Origin of the sequence: Roseovarius sp. ZX-A-9, assembly GCF_028369135.1 — a bacterium.
Classification (GTDB): Bacteria; Pseudomonadota; Alphaproteobacteria; order Rhodobacterales; family Rhodobacteraceae; genus Roseovarius.
This window is the reverse complement of the sequence record NZ_JAPWHW010000008.1, coordinates 160,841-177,492: the sequence shown is the minus strand read 5'-3', so window position 1 is coordinate 177,492 and position 16,652 is coordinate 160,841. Positions and strand designations below refer to the sequence as shown.

Annotated in this window: 16 protein-coding genes and 1 other RNA gene; 11 read left to right on the top strand and 6 right to left on the bottom strand. The window is 60.2% G+C overall.

Annotated elements, in window-relative coordinates; translation table 11 throughout:
* Positions 1 to 1,557: a trimethylamine methyltransferase family protein gene (locus tag O3306_RS10125; protein ID WP_272006513.1), complete on the bottom strand. Its 1,557-nt coding sequence runs from the start codon at positions 1,555 to 1,557 to the stop codon at positions 1 to 3.
* Entirely contained in the window at positions 1,554 to 3,968 is a 2,415-nt protein-coding gene (locus tag O3306_RS10120) for a GcvT family protein (protein ID WP_272006510.1), read from the bottom strand. The genes O3306_RS10125 and O3306_RS10120 overlap by 4 nt, the downstream gene beginning before the upstream one ends.
* Before the next feature lie 339 nt (positions 3,969 to 4,307).
* Between O3306_RS10120 and dctP the strand changes: the two genes are divergently transcribed.
* Genes dctP through O3306_RS10105 form a run of 3 tightly spaced genes read left to right on the top strand, consistent with a single transcriptional unit; the run spans position 4,308 to position 7,092 of the window.
* On the top strand, positions 4,308 to 5,303 hold the full coding sequence (gene dctP / locus O3306_RS10115; protein ID WP_272006507.1) for a TRAP transporter substrate-binding protein DctP: 996 nt from the start codon (positions 4,308 to 4,310) through the stop codon (positions 5,301 to 5,303).
* Positions 5,287 to 5,802 carry a TRAP transporter small permease gene (locus O3306_RS10110; protein ID WP_272006504.1) on the top strand — a complete coding sequence of 172 codons (516 nt, stop codon included), beginning with the start codon at positions 5,287 to 5,289 and terminating at the stop codon, positions 5,800 to 5,802. The genes dctP and O3306_RS10110 overlap by 17 nt, the downstream gene beginning before the upstream one ends.
* Positions 5,803 to 7,092, top strand: a complete 1,290-nt coding sequence (locus O3306_RS10105; protein WP_272006501.1) for a TRAP transporter large permease — start codon at positions 5,803 to 5,805, stop codon at positions 7,090 to 7,092.
* A gap of 530 nt (positions 7,093 to 7,622) precedes the next feature.
* Here O3306_RS10105 and O3306_RS10100 read toward each other — a convergent pair.
* Entirely contained in the window at positions 7,623 to 8,315 is a 693-nt protein-coding gene (locus O3306_RS10100) for a metal-dependent hydrolase (RefSeq protein WP_272006498.1), read from the bottom strand.
* A gap of 207 nt (positions 8,316 to 8,522) precedes the next feature.
* On the opposite strand from O3306_RS10100, the gene gatC reads away from it, so the two are divergent.
* The 6 genes from gatC to rpmG all read left to right on the top strand — a co-directional run bounded on the left by gatC (position 8,523) and on the right by rpmG (position 12,555).
* Entirely contained in the window at positions 8,523 to 8,810 is a 288-nt protein-coding gene (gatC, locus tag O3306_RS10095) for an Asp-tRNA(Asn)/Glu-tRNA(Gln) amidotransferase subunit GatC (RefSeq protein ID WP_272006494.1), read from the top strand.
* Complete coding sequence (gene gatA / locus O3306_RS10090) at positions 8,810 to 10,300, top strand: Asp-tRNA(Asn)/Glu-tRNA(Gln) amidotransferase subunit GatA (protein ID WP_272006491.1); 1,491 nt, start codon at positions 8,810 to 8,812, stop codon at positions 10,298 to 10,300. Before gatC ends, gatA begins: the two co-directional genes overlap by 1 nt.
* 33 nt (positions 10,301 to 10,333) lie before the next feature.
* Positions 10,334 to 11,065 (top strand): hypothetical protein, encoded by a 732-nt coding sequence (locus tag O3306_RS10085; RefSeq protein WP_272006488.1) that lies wholly within the window; start codon positions 10,334 to 10,336, stop codon positions 11,063 to 11,065.
* Positions 11,066 to 11,116: 51 nt separating this feature from the next.
* Entirely contained in the window at positions 11,117 to 11,776 is a 660-nt protein-coding gene (locus O3306_RS10080) for an N-acetylmuramoyl-L-alanine amidase (RefSeq protein WP_272006597.1), read from the top strand.
* Between the two features lie 11 nt (positions 11,777 to 11,787).
* An RNA gene (gene rnpB, locus O3306_RS10075) (RNase P RNA component class A) lies at positions 11,788 to 12,192 on the top strand.
* 195 nt (positions 12,193 to 12,387) lie between these two features.
* Positions 12,388 to 12,555 (top strand): 50S ribosomal protein L33, encoded by a 168-nt coding sequence (rpmG, locus tag O3306_RS10070; protein WP_007799108.1) that lies wholly within the window; start codon positions 12,388 to 12,390, stop codon positions 12,553 to 12,555.
* A gap of 334 nt (positions 12,556 to 12,889) precedes the next feature.
* On the opposite strand, the gene O3306_RS10065 is transcribed toward rpmG, so the two are convergent.
* Positions 12,890 to 13,609 (bottom strand): Bax inhibitor-1/YccA family protein, encoded by a 720-nt coding sequence (locus tag O3306_RS10065; protein ID WP_272006485.1) that lies wholly within the window; start codon positions 13,607 to 13,609, stop codon positions 12,890 to 12,892.
* A gap of 141 nt (positions 13,610 to 13,750) precedes the next feature.
* Positions 13,751 to 13,960: a DUF1127 domain-containing protein gene (locus O3306_RS10060; RefSeq protein ID WP_272006482.1), complete on the bottom strand. Its 210-nt coding sequence runs from the start codon at positions 13,958 to 13,960 to the stop codon at positions 13,751 to 13,753.
* 125 nt (positions 13,961 to 14,085) lie between these two features.
* Here O3306_RS10060 and O3306_RS10055 point away from each other — a divergent pair, with 125 nt between their 5' ends.
* On the top strand, positions 14,086 to 14,961 hold the full coding sequence (locus O3306_RS10055) for a LysR family transcriptional regulator (protein WP_272006480.1): 876 nt from the start codon (positions 14,086 to 14,088) through the stop codon (positions 14,959 to 14,961).
* A gap of 4 nt (positions 14,962 to 14,965) precedes the next feature.
* Here O3306_RS10055 and O3306_RS10050 read toward each other — a convergent pair whose 3' ends face one another.
* Positions 14,966 to 15,928 (bottom strand): NADPH:quinone oxidoreductase family protein, encoded by a 963-nt coding sequence (locus O3306_RS10050; protein WP_272006477.1) that lies wholly within the window; start codon positions 15,926 to 15,928, stop codon positions 14,966 to 14,968.
* A gap of 305 nt (positions 15,929 to 16,233) precedes the next feature.
* Here O3306_RS10050 and O3306_RS10045 point away from each other — a divergent pair, with 305 nt between their 5' ends.
* Positions 16,234 to 16,605: a helix-turn-helix domain-containing protein gene (locus tag O3306_RS10045; RefSeq protein WP_272006475.1), complete on the top strand. Its 372-nt coding sequence runs from the start codon at positions 16,234 to 16,236 to the stop codon at positions 16,603 to 16,605.
* Positions 16,606 to 16,652: the final 47 nt, after the last annotated feature.

Here is a 16,652-nt window from a genome sequence, read left to right as displayed (position 1 = left end):
TCAGCTCTCCGGGGGGGCGCCGCCTTCAGCGGTGCGCTTTTCAATGAAGGCACGCAGGGCTTCGGCTTTTGCGTCGTCTATATCTGGGCGCTTGTCTGCGGCAAGGATGTCTTTCCACACTGCCGTGGCACGCGTGTTGGCATCAGCCGCGCCGCGCTCCGTCCATGTCCCGAAATTGGCATAGTCATGCACGACGGGTTCGTAAAACGCCGTGTCATACCGCGCCATCGTCTGGCTGGTGGCAAAGAAATGCCCGCTCGGGTCGACCTCGCTGATCGCCGTTTCGAAACCGATCTCGTCAACTCCGGCGGTATTGCCTGCGCAAAGTTCGGCGATCATGTTCAACACTTCGACGTCGGTGATCAGCTTTTCGTAAGATACGGTCAGCCCGCTTTCGAGCCAGCCAGCGGAATGGATGATAACCGAGGCCCCGGCCATCAGGCAGCCCCATAGCCCCATCTGGTTTTCATTCGCCGCCTGCACGTCGTTGATATTGGAGGCAGAGCCAGCCGCCGACCGCCATGGCAGGCCAACAAGGCGGGCAAGCTGTCCTGCTGCCAGACTGGCCTGAAAATGGGTGGGGGTGCCAAGCGCGGGCGCGCCCGATTTCATGTCCACGTTTGAGGTGAAGGTACCGTAGCAGACCGGCGCGCCGGGACGGGCGAGCTGGTTGAGGGTAATCGAGGCCAGGACCTCGGCATGGCTGAGGGTGATGGCCCCGGCCACGGTGATCGGGGCCATGGCCCCCATCAGCGTAAACGGCGTGACGATCGGCATCTGGCCGTGGCGCGCAAAGTCGATCAGCCCTTGCGCCATGGGAATGTCCAGTGTGCGAGGGCTGTTGGTATTGATGATCGTGTAGCAGTGCGGGTTGGCCTGAAACGCGTCGTCCGACAGGCCCCGGAAGTCTCGCAGCATTTCAAAGCTGTCCACTGCTTGTGGCGTGCCACGCGAAAAGAAAAATGGGAATTTGTCGGTCAGGGTCAGCTGTGCCTCAACCGTGAAGTAATGGCGCAGGTTGGTCGGGATATCCTGCGGTTCGACCAGCGGCGAAACCATCTGGAACACGTCAAAATGGTGAGTGAGTTGCGTCAATTCGCGGAAATCGCGGCCGCTTCCGGGCCGGCGACCACGCTCAAGGTCGGTTGCATTGGGGCAGCCGGCGCCGGGCTGGAAGGTCAGACATCCCAGCTCCATGGTGATGTCGCGCTCTCGCACGCCTGCCATGCAGTTGATGGATTTCGGGGCCGAGGCGAGAGCCGCCTCGACCATATCTTGCCCGATATAGACCATCTGGCTGTCTTCATCGACCCGCGCGCCGCCTTGCGCATAGATCTTGCGCGCTTCGGGCAATAGGACCTTGACGCCCAACTCCTGAAGAATGCGCAGGGCGGTTTGATGCATGTTCTCGATTTCGTCTTCCGAGAACACGTTCATCGTAGGGAAAGGATTGCGCAACTTGCTGTAGTTGACTGCGCGTTTAGAGGGGGGCGGCTTGCCATCGCCACGCCCGCGCCGCTTTCTCACGGGTGTTTCTGTCGGAGTTTCGGGTCTCATCGTGCACCTCGCATTCCCTTGCCTTCGGCGTCATGGGGGGAGGCCGGAATCACCCGCGCCGGACGTTCCGCGCCGACGATATGCACGGTCAGTTCGGTGCCTGTCTCGCTGGCTGTTCGGTCTATCATGGCCATGGCCAGCGATTTGCCCAGCGTATGACCATAGCCGCCAGAGGTGACAAAGCCTACCAGTGCGCCGTCTTTCCAGACCGGCTCATAACCGCTGGCATCGGCATCCGATGCGTCGATTTCCAGCGTCACGATGATCTTCTCCGGGCCAGTGCCATCGCGTTCTTTCAAAGCCGCGTCACGGCCGATGAAATCGGGTTTGCTCCAGTCGATCCAGCGATCCATGCCGGTTTGTGCCGGCGTATAGCCCTGGGTGAATTCGGCGTTCCAGATTCCAAAGCTCTTTTCCAGCCGCAGACTGAGCAGCGCGTTGAAGCCGACCTCGCGCAGGCCAAGATCCTCGCCTGCCGCCAGCAGAGTCTCGCGAAGGGTGATATGTTCTGCGGCGGAGCAGTGGATCTCGTATCCCAATTCGCCCGAAACCGAGAGCCGTCCGACCTTGGCACGGATCAGGCCGATATCGAATGTGCCGCAGCCCATGAACGGCAGGTCGGCAATCGGGCCATCCGTCAGTTTTTCCAAAACCTTCAGGCTTTTGGGTCCAGACAGGCTGAAGCCCACGGTCGCATCGGCGATGTCGCGCAGGATCACGTTCTCGCCCATATGGTCGTTGAACCAGCGCATATGCCATTCGCGCAGGTAGTAGCTGCCCATGATCCACCAGGTGCCATCGCCCCAATTGAACACGGTCAGGTCGCCTTTCAGCTTGCCCGTTGGTGACAGCATCGGCGCAAGGCGGGCGCGACCGGGGGCCGGCAGTTTCGAAGCCATCATCTTGTCGAGCCATGCTTCTGCGCCGGTGCCCGACACCTCGAATCGCGAGAAGCCCGAGATGTCCAGCAGGCCGGCGGCCTCGCGCACGGTCATGCATTCACCTGCCACGATCTCGTGCGCGTTCGAGCGTTTGAGGGTTGGCGTCTCGACAAAATCCTCGGAGGGCGCAAAGTAAAGCGGCAGTTCCAGCCCCCAGCTTGCGCCCCAACGGCACCCCGCCGCAGTCATGTCTGAATAGGCCGGGGCCTTTTTCAGTGGGCGACCGGCGGGCAGTTGTTCGTTGGGGTAGGTCATGACGAACCGGCGGGTGTAGAATTGTCCGGTGGTCTGCTTGATGTATTCCTTGTTCTCGGCATAGGGGCCAAACCGCGCCACATCCATGCCAAAGACGTCCGCTTCCGGCTCGCCGTGGATCATCCACTCGGCGAGGCTCTTGCCAACGCCACCGCCCTGAAGGAACCCGGCCATCACGCCACAGGCGCACCAATAGCCGGGTTTGCCGCGCACCGGGCCAACAAGGGGGTTGCCGTCGGGGGCAAAGGTAAAGGCTCCGTTGACCCATGTTTTCACGCCGACTTCCTGCAAGGCCGGATAGCGTTCAAAACCGAGCGTGAGCTCCTTTTCGATCCGGTCGGGGTCTTCCTGTTGCAGCTCGAACCCGTATTCCCAGGGCGCGCCATCCATCATCCAATGCTCGTGGTCGATCTCGTAGATGCCCAGCAACATGCCCTGCTGGTCCTGCCGCATGTAGGTAAAGCCTTCGAGGTCCACCGTCAGGGGCATTTCCTTGTCGAGCGCTGCAACCTCGGGGATCGTGTCGGAGATGAGATAATGGTGGTTGAGCGGCGAAACCGGCAGTTCGATCCCCGCCATGCGGCCCACCTGCTTGGCCCAGAGCCCCCCGGCATTGACCACGTGTTCGGCATGTATCGTGCCTTTTTCGGTCACGACATCCCAGCCATCCCTGGTCTGGATCAGCTCCAGCACCCGGTTGTGCTCAACGATCTCGGCACCGTATTTTCTGGCGGCTCCGGCATAGGCGTGCACGGTGCCGGTGGTGTCAACATACCCCTCACGGTCTGCATACATCCCGCCCAGAATACCATGGGTGGACATCAGCGGGTTCAACTCTCCGGCTTCCTTCGGAGTGATGAGGCGAACATCGTCGATGCCGATGGATTGGAAGGTGCGGTAAGCCGATTGCAGCCATTCCCACCGATCCGGTGTGCCGGCCAGCGTCATGCCCCCCGTCATATGCATGCCCACCGATTGGCCGGATTCCTTTTCGATCTCGGACAGAAGGTCGATCGTATAGGCCTGAAGCGATGCAATGTTGGGGTCTGCGTTCAGGGCATGAAATCCGCCCGCCGCATGCCAGCTCGAACCTGCGGTCAGGACGTTGCGCTCGATCAGGCAGACATCTTTCCAGCCAAATTTTGCGAGATGATACAATACCGAAGCGCCGACAACGCCACCTCCGATTACCACGGCTCGGTAATGTGATTGCATTGGATTTCTCCCTGATTTCCGCTTTGTCATTTACTTGTGTAGGTCACAGCCTGTGCATTCGCGCAGTCATGTCTTTATCAGTTTGATCAGCATTGGACACTCTTGTCCAGTGCTAAAAATGCTGACCATTTGGGCCCTTGGGGCACGGCAGGAATTCAATTTGTTGATGATGGCGCCGCAGAGTAGGGCTGCGGTATGTCAAATAGCAGGTAGAGTTTGGGTGGTACGCTTCACGGCAAATCGGGAATCGATATTGACAGTAATAGACAGCTATGCCCAGTGTGGGCGTAGAGAGGGATTCGGCGCGTCGTTGCGTCTATTGGACAGGGGAAACTGCAAATGCTCTTCAAGACTATTCTGGGACTTGGCACCGCGATGGCCATCGCGCTGGCCTCCCCTGCGATGGCGGAAACAACGCTGAAGCTGGCGACGGACTCGGGCGCCAAAGGCTCTCCATCGGGCGATGCGCTTGATCGCTGGGCGGCACTCATCGAAGAAAGCACCAACGGCGAAGTGCAGGTCGAGGTGTTCTATCAGAACGAATTGGGCAGTCAGGCCGAGGTTCTGGATCTGCTGGTTGCCGGCGATCTGGATATGATGATCAACTGGCCGATTACAGCATATGACGAACGTCTTGGCGTTCTCTTCACCCCCTATATGGTCACCAGCTGGGAAGAGGCGTTGGAAGCCTACCAGCCGGGTGGGTGGGTCAACGAAGTCCTGACCGAAGTCTGGGCCGATCTCGGCGTCAAATTCTTTGGCCCCTGGCCCGAAGGTTTCAACGGTGTCGCCTCGCGAGGCAAATATGCGATGACAGCCGAGGACGCGAAGGACCTCAAGATTCGGGTGCCGGCAATGTTCCCGATGGCCGAGTCCTTGCAGGCCCTGGGATACCAAACCGCGACCATCGACTGGTCCGAGGTGTTCACCGCGATCCAGACCGGGGTCGTCGACGGTGACGGCGCGAATATCATCTATTGGGACTACGAGTATTTCCGCGACGTGCTGGATTACTACAACCAGATCAAGATGCAGTTCATCACCGGTGTCATGACGATGAACGAAGAATCCTGGGCAGCCCTGAGCGAGGATGAGCAAAAGGCTGTCGCTGATGCTGCGAACACGGTCATGAACGAAGCTTTCGAGCAGGCCAAGGAACGCGACCAGTATTACATCCAGAAGGCCAAGGATGCCGGCATGACCTATATTGAGCCGTCGGACGAAGAGTTGAAAGCCATGGCCAAGGCCGTCCGCGAAAAGGTCTGGCCCCAGATGGAAGACCGGGTCGGGAAAGACATCATGGATAAAATCCGGGCCAATGCCGGAGAACTCTGAAATACAAAATGGCCCCGCCGCCCGTATTGGCGGGGCCATCGCGCGTCTTCTAGACTTCGTGGCAGTCGTCTCTTCGCTGGTCGTGGCGGGGTTGATGGTCTTTCTGGTTATCGCCCGCTATGTGCTCGGCCTTTCCGTTGTCGGCCTGCATGAACTGATCATGCTTGCCGCAGTCGCGCTTTATATGACCGGGGCTGTCATTGCGTCGCGCAAACGCGATCACCTGACGGTTGACTGGATCGCGGGCAACATCACCGATCCGCGGCGCAAGGCTGCGCATGATCTGCTGATTGCCACGCTGACGATCATCATCACCATCTTCTTCATTGTCTGGGCCTATTGGATGTTTTCCTGGGGGCTAAAACGCCCACAGACGACCCCGGCCTACCAGATCCCGCTGTGGGTTCCGCAAATGGCGATCGGCCTCGCGGCTGTGGGATGTTTCTGTTACGCGGTGCGCGATTTCATCGTTGCGCTTTTGAAATTGAGGCGCTCCTGAATGTATGCACTCGTCGCGCTCCCACTTCTCATCATCCTCATGGGGATCGGTTTGCCGGTCGCCTGGTCCTTCGCCGGGGTGCTGGCGTATCTGACCTTTGTCTATGATGCGAACCTCAATACGTTGATGTTGCAGGGTTTCCGCTCGCTCAACTCGTTGGTGCTGGTGGCCTTGCCGCTGTTCATCCTGACGGGATACCTGATGCAGTCCGGCGGTATCGCGCAGCGCATCATTTCCTTTATCGAGCGTTTGGCGACGGGTAAGGGCGGCATGGGGACCGCCATGGTCCTGTCATCCAGTGTCTTTGGGGCCATTGCCGGCACGGCGACGGCCGCCATTGCCTCCATCGGCTCCATCATGACCGAACCGCTGATCGCCCGTGGCTATCCACGGGGCCGGATCGCGGCGCTCTTGGGGATATCATCGCTGCTTGGCATCCTGATCCCGCCGTCCATCACCATGATCCTTTTTGCGGTCGTCACGCGCCAGTCTGTCGCCGCCTGTTTCGCAGCCACGATCGGTCCCGCAATCCTGCTGATCATCGGCCTCATCCTCTATAACCGCTTTCTGGTTGGACGCGCCTTTGAAGAGCTTCCCGCGGACGAGAGTGCGGGGCCGCGAGAAAGTTTCGGCAAGGTGACTCTCAAGGCGCTCCCTGCGCTGTCGCTGCCCATCATCATCCTTGGCGGCATCTATGGCGGCGTCTTCACCCCGACCGAAGCGGCTGCCGTCGCAGCGGTCGCCGCCTTGATTGTCGGTGGGCTGATCTATCGCGAGTTCACATGGCGCAGCCTGGCACGCAGCGTGGTGCAGGCGACCGAGACGACCGGCACGATCATTCTGATCCTGCTCTTTTCCTTCATGATCTCGCGCATCATGGCCTTCGAGCGCGTACCGCAGGACCTGACCGAGGCGATCCAGTCTGTCGTAACCAGCCCCATCGGCGCGCTGTTGATCGTCAATCTGGTTCTGATCGTGGCTGGCGCGTTGATGGACGATATTTCCGTCACGGTCGTCATTGCTCCGTTGTTCCTGCCGCTGATGATCGCAAATGGCGTTGATCCAGTGCATTTTGCCGCGATTGTCGGGTGCTCGGTGGTCATCGGTGCGAATAGCCCGCCGGTGGCGCCAACGCTGTTCCTGTCCTGCAAGATCACGCGCGCACCCATCATGCAGGCCGTTATGCCCGCACTGGGCCTGATGACCTTCGTCGCATTTCCTGTGATGTTGATTACGACCTTCTGGCCTGCCTTGTCGCTGGCGATCCCGCGGGCGCTGGATCTGATGTAAGAGAGGCGCCGAAAGTTGCGTCTGGTGTCGTGTGAATTGCCAGCGCAGCGCGGCGAATATCTGCTTGAAACTTCTCTCGCCAAGCGGCGCTGCCTGACCGGATCGAAAGCGGCCTGTACCTGATATCGGGCCCAATCAGCCTTTTTGCGGGTCTCGGCTAGGCCGACCTAATATCCGTTTCCAGTAGACGGCCCTACAGTGGAAAGGACGAGGTCCAGCGGGCGTCGCCATCCGCGCACTTATGCAGTCACAGACCCTATCCAAAGCAATGTTTTCCAACAGGTGGGATTCGAGTTGGGCGACTCTAAATGCGTTCGATGCGCATTGAGGTTTCTCTCGCCATCTAGGGGCTCAAGTGGTGCTACCCGCATCAAAGTGATGTAATAAACAACAGATTTCTAAAGAAACTTTAAGGTCTGGGAGGCATCGTGATCAAATGGCACCAAGAAAATGCCTCCCAGAGAGAATATTTTCAGCCAGAAGATAGGCCGTGGGCCTTTCATCTTTCCCAAAATACCTGAATCCCCTGCTTAGAGGTCAATCGCCTCCATTACCTGTGGTTCGATGACATCGACGCCGGGCAACGCCTCTGCCAGTGCGGCGGCCGATTGTTCGAGGATCGGGAACGTTCTGTAGTGGCAGGGGATCACCGTTTTGAAATCAAAGAAGGTTCTGGCGGCATAGGCGGCGCGGCGCATGTCCATGGTGAAATGCCCACCGGCGCACAGAATGCCAATCTCGGGCGCGTGCAGATCGTTGAAAACCTTCATGTCCGCCATCACGTCGGTGTCGCCGCTGACATAGATCGTGCGCCCGGCATGCTCGATCATGTAGCCGCACTCGGTGCCCGGCACATTGGGGCCACCGGGGCTGCTGAAGCTGCTGGAATGCACCGCATGCACCATCGTGACGTTCACACCGCCAATATCGACGGTACCGCCCTTGTTGAAGCCCACCGTCGCGATCTTCTCGTGCTCTTCCCAATGGGCCATGAGGTCGTATTGGCCGACGACGGGAATCTCCAGCTTGCGTGCCAGGGCGAGCGTGTCGGCGACGTGATCGAAATGCGCATGGGTCTGCAGAATATGCGTGGCGCCCGCTACGGCCACGTCGTGCTGGTCCTCGGCCAACATCGGGTTGCCGTTGAGCCAGGGATCGATCAGCAGGATCTGCCCGCCGATTTCGATGCGGAACGAGCTATGTCCGAGCCAGGTGATTTTCATGTCGGTCTCCTTTTTTTTGGATTTTTCGTCAATGTAGCGGAACCGGGATGGGAGAACAGCATCCAAGCGTGCGGGCAGTCAATTTGCCCTTTGCCGGGCGCGTGCAGCGCCTTCGGCCGGGCAGGTGAGGGAATAGCGCACGCAGATGGTTGCGCGTCGCGGCGGCGAGGGATAAATGCAAAAGCCAGCAACGACCGGAGATTTGTCATGTCCATCGACCTGGAAACCGCGGCCAAGGTGGCCAAGCTCGCACGCATTCGCGTGGAACCGGACGCGCTGCCAGCGCTGGCGGATGAGTTCAACACGATCCTCGGCTTCATCGAGCAGCTGAACGAAGTGGACGTGGACGGCATCGAACCGATGGTGAGCGTCTCGCCGATGCGTCTTGCGCGCCGGGCCGATGTCGTGACGGATGGCGACCAGCAGGCCGCGATCCTGTCGAATGCGCCCGATGCGCGCGAAGGATTCTTTGCAGTTCCGAAAGTGGTGGAATGATGTCTGATCTGAATACGCTGACCATTTCTGAGGCGCGCGACAAGTTGCGTGCGGGGGAAATTACCAGCACCGAACTGACCGAAGCTTGCCTTGATCAGATCGAGGGCGCGGGGGCGCTGGGGGCGTTCGTGCACGACACACCCGATCTGGCGCGCGCACAGGCCGCCCGCGCCGATGAGCGCCTGCAAGGGGGCGAAGAAGCGCCTGCGATGTGCGGCATTCCATTGGGGATCAAGGATCTTTTCTGCACCAAAGGGGTCGCCAGCCAGGCGGGCAGCGCGATACTGAAAGGTTTCAAGCCGGAATACGAATCCACCGTCACGCAGAACCTCTTTGATGCGGGGTCCGTCATGCTGGGCAAGCTCAATATGGATGAGTTTGCCATGGGGTCGAGCAACGAAACCAGCACCTACGGCAATGCGGTGAACCCATGGCGGCGCGGCAATGACGATGCCGCACTGACGCCCGGCGGCTCTTCGGGGGGCTCGGCCAGTGCTGTCGCCGCCGATCTCTGCCTCGGGGCCACGGGCACCGATACAGGCGGGTCGATCCGGCAACCCGCGGCCTTCACCGGCATCACCGGGATCAAGCCTACCTACGGGCGGTGCTCGCGCTGGGGAATTGTCGCCTTTGCGTCGTCTCTGGATCAGGCGGGGCCGATGACCAAATCCGTACGCGATGCCGCCATCATGCTTGAGGCGATGAGCGGGTATGACCCCAAGGACAGCACCAGCGCCAATCTGCCGGTGCCGAATTTCGAGGCTATGCTGACCGGCGATATCAAGGGCAAGGTCATTGGTATTCCGCGTGAATACCGGATGGATGGCATGTCCGACGAAATCGAGAAGCTCTGGGCTGATGGCACGGAAATGCTGAAGGACGCAGGAGCGATTATCCGCGATATCAGCCTGCCACATACCAAATACGCATTGCCGACCTATTACGTGATCGCGCCCGCCGAGGCATCGAGCAACCTGGCGCGGTATGACGGCGTGCGCTACGGCTATCGGGCCAAACTGGCGCAGGGCGATGGCATCACCGAGATGTACGAGAAAACCCGCGCCGAAGGGTTCGGCCCGGAGGTGCAGCGCCGTGTGATGGTCGGCACCTATGTGCTGTCCGCAGGATTTTACGACGCCTATTACAACCGTGCCCGCAAGGTACGCGCGCTGATCAAGCGCGATTTCGACGAGGTCTTCGCCGACGGTGTCGATGCAATCCTGACCCCGGCAACGCCCTCGGCGGCGTTCGGACTGGGCGAGATGGCGCAGGCAGACCCGGTGGCGATGTATCTCAACGATGTGTTTACCGTCACGGTGAACCTGGCTGGGTTGCCGGGGATCTCGATACCGGCGGGGCTGGACCGTCAGGGCCTACCGCTGGGGCTGCAATTGATCGGTCGTCCGTGGGAAGAGGGTGACTTGCTAAATTGCGCCTACGCACTGGAAGCTGCCGCCGGATTTGTAGCCAAGCCCGGGAAATGGTGGTAGACCGCCGACAAACAGGATGTTGCAGGACAAATGATGCGTAAATTCATGACAGGCGTCGCTCTCTTGGCGCTGACGGCGTGCGGCACTTCCATTCCTGACAGCGCGCCGAACTCCGGCGCCGGCGTCGGCTTTGGCGATTACGCCGAATATCAGGCCCGGCGCGATGCTGAACTGGCGGGCAACCCCGTTCCACCACCGGCTGCGGTCAGCACCACCAGCCTGAACAACAACACGTCGGAAAGCGCGCAGATCGCGGCACAAACCCGCGCGGCTCTTGGTGGCGATGATCAGGCCGAGGAACGCGCGGCCAATTCAGGTGAGCGCGTCGTGCAGGCCAGCCCGGACAACCCGCCGCCTGCAGTGGTCAACAGCGCCGGAATCTCGAACGAGAACAATTTCGATGCGGTGGGCCATCAACGCTCGATCGAGGATGACGCGGCGCGGATTGCCGCCAACCGCCAGCAATACCAGGTTGCCGCCGTCGAGGCACTACCCAGCCGCACGGGCGCGGAGGGAGCCAATATCGTGGCCTACGCTCTGAGCACCCGTCACCCGATCGGCACCAAGGTCTATCGCCGCACGGGCATAAACAAGAGCGGGCGCTACGCCAAGAATTGCGCGAAATATACCGGACCTGATCTGGCGCAGATCGATTTCCTCGAGAAGGGCGGCCCCGAGAGGGATCGGCTCGGTCTCGATCCGGATGGTGATGGCTATGCATGCGGCTGGGACCCGCGCCCGTTCCGCAAGGCGCAGGGCGGCTGATCCGGCGTGCGCGCCGATTTCCCCGAGATCGTCGAGAGACGTTCGCCCAACATGAATGACCGGCGGGGGGGCGTGCGCCCAGACATCCTGCTGCTGCATTTCACCAACATGACGACGGCCGAGGCGGCGGTGGAGCGTCTTTGCGACCCCGCCGTGATTCCGCCGGTGTCGTGTCACTACGTGATCGCCGAGGATGGCCGCCTGTGGCAACTGGTGCCCGAGGACAAGCGCGCCTGGCACGCGGGCCTTGGACGTTGGGGGGCGGTGGACGAGGTCAACTCGCGCTCGATCGGTATCGAGCTGGCCAATCAGGGCGCACACCCGTTTCCCGAGCCGCAAATGCGGGTGCTGGAGCGCCTTGTGCGCGGTATCATGGACCGTTGGGCGATCCCGCCCGAGCGTGTCATCGGCCATTCCGACATGGCGCCGAACCGCAAGGATGATCCGGGTCCGCGCTTTGACTGGCGGCGTCTGGCGCGTCAGGGGCTGGCGATCTGGCCCATGCCGGGGGCACGGGCCTCGTTGTCGGATTTTCGCAAGTTGACCGCGCTTGTGGGCTATGGGCCGGAGTTCGACGACGCCGATGTCCTTAAGGCCGTGCGGCTGCGCTACCGGCCATGGGCACGTGGGCCGCTTGATGCGGCAGACATGGCGGTCCTGGCAGATATTGCGGCGCGCTTTCCCGTTGACCGGCAGGGCAAGCGCGCTTAACTGAACCCTGCGCGGAGGGCCGGATGGCCGCTTGGACAGGTTTCGGCCTGTCGGGGAGGAAAGTCCGGACTCCACAGGACAACGGTGCCGGGTAATGCCCGGCCGGGGTAACCCGAGGGAAAGCGCCACAGAAAACAGACCGCGCCAGAGCAATCCGGCGTAAGGGTGAAACGGTGGGGTAAGAGCCCACCGCGGGGCTGGCAACAGCACCGGCACGGCAAGCCCCACCGGGAGCAATGCCAAATAGGGACCGCGCGCAGGGCTGGTCGGGCAACCGAAACCGCTTGCAGGCATGTCTTGGCCCGGCGGTCCGGGTTGGCAGCTAGAGGGGCATCGGTAACGGTGCCTTCAGATGAATGGTCATCCATGGGGGCTCGCCCCCGGGACAGAATCCGGCTTACAGGCTCTCCGCGCATTTTATGGGCGTCTTACCGCTGGCGGTGTGCAGCAGAGCGGTGATCGGCCCATGAGTTTTTCTGCAAAGAAGAAAACCGGGAGATCCCCGGGCGTCATTTGTACAATCGCGGTTGACTCGGGCACGCTGGCAGGTAAAAGGCAGGCTTGTAACGAATTCACGGGGCGGCAAGGCCTCCCGGCGCAGGAGAAAACCAATGGCGAAGCCTACCACCATCAAGATCCGCTTGAACTCGACCGCGGGCACGGGCCATTTCTACGTGACCAAGAAAAATGCTCGTACCATGACCGAGAAAATGACGGTTCGTAAATACGACCCCGTTGTGCGCAAGCATGTCGAATACAAGGAAGGCAAGATCAAGTAACGATCTGCCTGACTGTAGAGTTTGAAAAAGCCGCGCTGGAATAGCGCGGCTTTTTGCGTTCCCGGATTTGCAGAAGATATTCAACTTCCGAAACGCGTGGGCCATCCTGTTCTACGAGGGCGGTGGTAAACGTCAAATTTTTCAGTTGCCAAAACGCCCGGCATCCGCGCCGCGAGAATCGAGAAATGCAGATCGAGGATCATGGTGGGGAAGGGGCTGAATGAGTGGTGAGGCTGCGATCCCCATCAAGTAGTGCGGGTATTGCGCATCTGGACCAACAAAAAAAGGCCGACCCGAAGGTCGGCCTTGTCTTGGTTTTCAGGTTCTCGCGAAGTTATTCGCGGTTGCCCAGCAGTTGCAGCAGGAACATGAACATGTTGATGAAATCGAGATAGAGACGCAGCGCGCCCATGATCGCCGATTTGCCCAGCCATTCACTGTCGCCGTGATGGGCGTGCGCGAGGTACTCGTTCTTGATCGACTGCGTGTCATAAGCCGTGAGACCGGCAAAGATCAGCACACCGATGATCGAGATCGCGAACATGACAGCCGGGCTGCCGATGAAGATGTTTATGATCGAGGCCACGATGATACCGATCAGGCCCATGATCAGGAAGCTGCCCCAACCAGAGATATCTTTTTTGGTGGTGTAGCCCCAAAGCGAAAGACCTGCGAAGGCGATCGAGGTGGTCAGGAAGATCTGCGCGATCGAGTAGTCGGTGAAGACCACGAAAATATAACTGATCGACACGCCCATAACGGTCGCGAAAGCGTAAAAGAACAGCTGCGCAGCGGCTGCCGACAGCTTGTTGATCACGGCGCCAAAGGCAAAAACCATGATCAGCGGCGCGAACATGACGACCCAACGCGTCATGCCGGTAAAGAGCGTCTGCATCATATACGCGTTGTTGCCAACGGCCCAAGCCGCCAGGAATGTGAGTAGCATGCCCACGGACATGGTCCCGTAGACCTTGTTCATATGGGTCCGCAGTCCCTGGTCAATCTGGGCCGCGCGGGTACCCGTCGCCGTCCGGATTGTATCAAATTCAGCCATCAGTGCCTCCGCCTAAAGTGTTGGTTGGCGTCCATCGTGGACGCATCGCTCTCAATATCGGTTGAGTGTGTGGGTAATTCAAGGGCTCATGTCACCGAAAAGTCCGGAGTTTTTCTGGGCGAGGGGGCAGCTTGGGCCGCCTCAGCGTGCCCAGCAGCGCGGCAGGTCCCAGACGGCGCGGCGCGCTTCGCGCAGGGCGGTTTTGCGGTCGATGCCGATGTCTCGCAGCGCGTATTCATCCAGCCCGGCGAGCGCACGGCGTGACCGGTAGAGAGAAGCGAGCGCGGAAATGGTCCATCCTTGCGCGTGTGCGGAATGATTAGGAGCGCGGGTACGGGATAGGTAGGTCATGATATAGTCCACTTCCAATCGTGATGCGTTGATGCGTTTTCATTTGCGATGTTGATATAAGTGCCTGAGTGTGATTGATATTGAAAATGAATGTTTATGGCCCACAGCATCAAGGAGCGTGATGAATGCGCAATTTGGACATGACGACGCTCCGATCTTTCGTGGCCGTTACGGATCACGGCGGTGTCACCCGCGCCGCGGCCGCCCTCAACCTGACGCAATCGGCGGTGTCGATGCAGCTCAAACGGCTGGAGGATTTGCTGGGGATCGAACTGCTGGACCGTTCGAACCGCAAGATCGCGCTGACCGGCGCGGGCGACCAGCTACTGACCTACGCGCGGCGGTTGGTGGCGCTGAATGACGAAGTTGTGGGCCGTCTGACCGATCAGGTCTGGGAGGGCGAAATCAGCCTCGGTGTCCCACATGACATCATCTACCCGGCGATCCCGCGGGTACTCAAACAGTTCAACGCCGCTTTTCCTCGGGTGCGCGTGCACCTGAACTCTTCATATTCCAGCAATCTGATCGAGCTGTATGAGCGCGGTGAAGTAGACCTGATCCTGACCACCGAAACCGTGGTCGGGCCGGGTGGCGAGACCCTGACCGAGATGCCGCTGAAATGGTTCGGCGCGCCGGGCGGCGAAGTGTGGAAGCAGCGCCCGCTGCCGATCGCGCATTGCCGCAATTGCCTGTTCCGCCCGGGGGTGATCCGGCAACTGGATGCCGCTGGAATAGACTGGGAGCAGGCGATCGATTCCGACTCGGATGGCGCGATCGAGGCGACGGTGAGTGCCGATCTGGCGGTAACGGCGGTGCTGGAAGGCAGTGCACCCCGGCATTTCGAACTGGTGCCGCATCAGGGCGCTCTGCCCGATCTCGGCAAACAGAAGATCAACCTTTATGGCGCGCGTGCGCCGAAGAACGCGCTGGTAGAGCAATTGGCCATCATGGTGCGGTCGGGCTTTGCCATCCCTGCGGTGCGGGCCGTGAGCAGCAGGTGACGGCTCAGGGAACCGTCACCACGACCTTGCCGGTGGATTTGCGCGCCCGCAACAGCGCCAACGCGTCAGCGGCCCGGTCGAGCGGAAAGCTGTGGCTGACATGGGGCGTGATACGGCCGTCGCGATGCCATTCCAGTATCTTTGCCAGAGAGTTGGTCACCAGCTCGGGCCGGAAGGCCAGATAGCCGCCCCAGTAGAACCCCAACACGCTGATATTCTTGACCAGCAGATGGTTGGCGGGGATTTGCGGCACCTCGCCACTGGCAAAGCCGATCGACAGGATACGTGCTTCGGGACGGCAGGCGCGGAAAGCGGCCTTGAACTGATCGCCACCCACCGGGTCATAGACCACATCGACGCCCCCAAGGGCGCGGCACGCGGCGCGGATATCGCCGGCCTCGGCGTCGATCAAATGATCTGCCCCGGCCGCCCGGGCGATTTCAAGCTTGTCCGCCCCCCGGGCGCAGGCGATCACCCGCGCGCCCATCATTTTGCCTAGTTCGACCGCCGTCAGGCCGACTCCGCCTGCCGCGCCGAGCACCAGCAGCGTTTCGCTCGGTTGCAGACGCGCCCTGTGCTCCAGCGCCACATGGCTGGTGCCATATGCGATCTGGAAGGCGGCGGCGGTGACATCGTCCATCGTATCAGGCAGCACGACCGCACGGGCCGCATCGAAGCAGCCATATTCGGCCAGCCCGCCCTGACCGCCGAACACCGCGACGCGCGTGCCGGGGGCGGGCGCGTCGGTGTCCGGGCCGATGGCGTCAACGGTGCCCGCGACCTCCATGCCCAACGTAAAGGGCAGGGCAGGGGTGTCCTGATAGGTGCCGGTCATCATCAACAGGTCGGCGAAGTTCAGACCGCAAGCATGAATGCGCAGACGTATCTGCCCCGGTCCGGGCTCTGGCAGCGGCAGTTCGGCGATCTGCGGCGCGCGATCGAAGGCTTGGATTTGAAAGGCACGCATGTGCGATCCTCCGGAATATTTGGTGTCGGCGTGGGGGCGGTTGATTCGGCGTAGTCGCGCCAGGCGGGACTGTCAAACCGGTGGCAATCGTGAAAGATGAATACGCTAACGTATGTTTTGCTCGCTAAAATTGTTAAGAACATGATCAAATAACTCGCCACTTGCGAAAATTCTTGTATATTTTGGCTAGGCTGATACGATCACACAACTGGTAAACAGGTCGTGCGGATTTGACATTTGAGTAATAGTACACCTGCCTCCTTTGAGGGCCGCACTAGGCAGGTTTCAGTAAGAAGGATATCGTAATGCCCCATCCCGTGGACGTACACGTAGGAAAACGCATTCGGCACCGCCGGTGGCTGGTCGGAATGACGCAACAGCAGCTGGCTGAAAGTGTTGGGATCAAATTTCAACAAATTCAGAAATACGAAACCGGCGCAAACCGTGTCAGCGCATCGCGCTTGTGGGATATTGCGGCATCCATGGATGTTGATGTGAGCTTTTTCTTCGAGGGGATCGAAGCTCAGCAGACCGGGGCTGATGCAGTCACAGCAGGGCCGTCGGATCTCTTGGGTGATAAGGAAGCACTGGATCTGGTGCGTTCTTACTACGCCATTCCCGAAAACCAGCGTCGGCGTCTTTTCGATCTGGCTCGGGTTCTGAGCGACGTCGCTTGATCTGACGTGGCGGGCAGTCTACGCGTGTCGCATTCTGCGGCACGGGA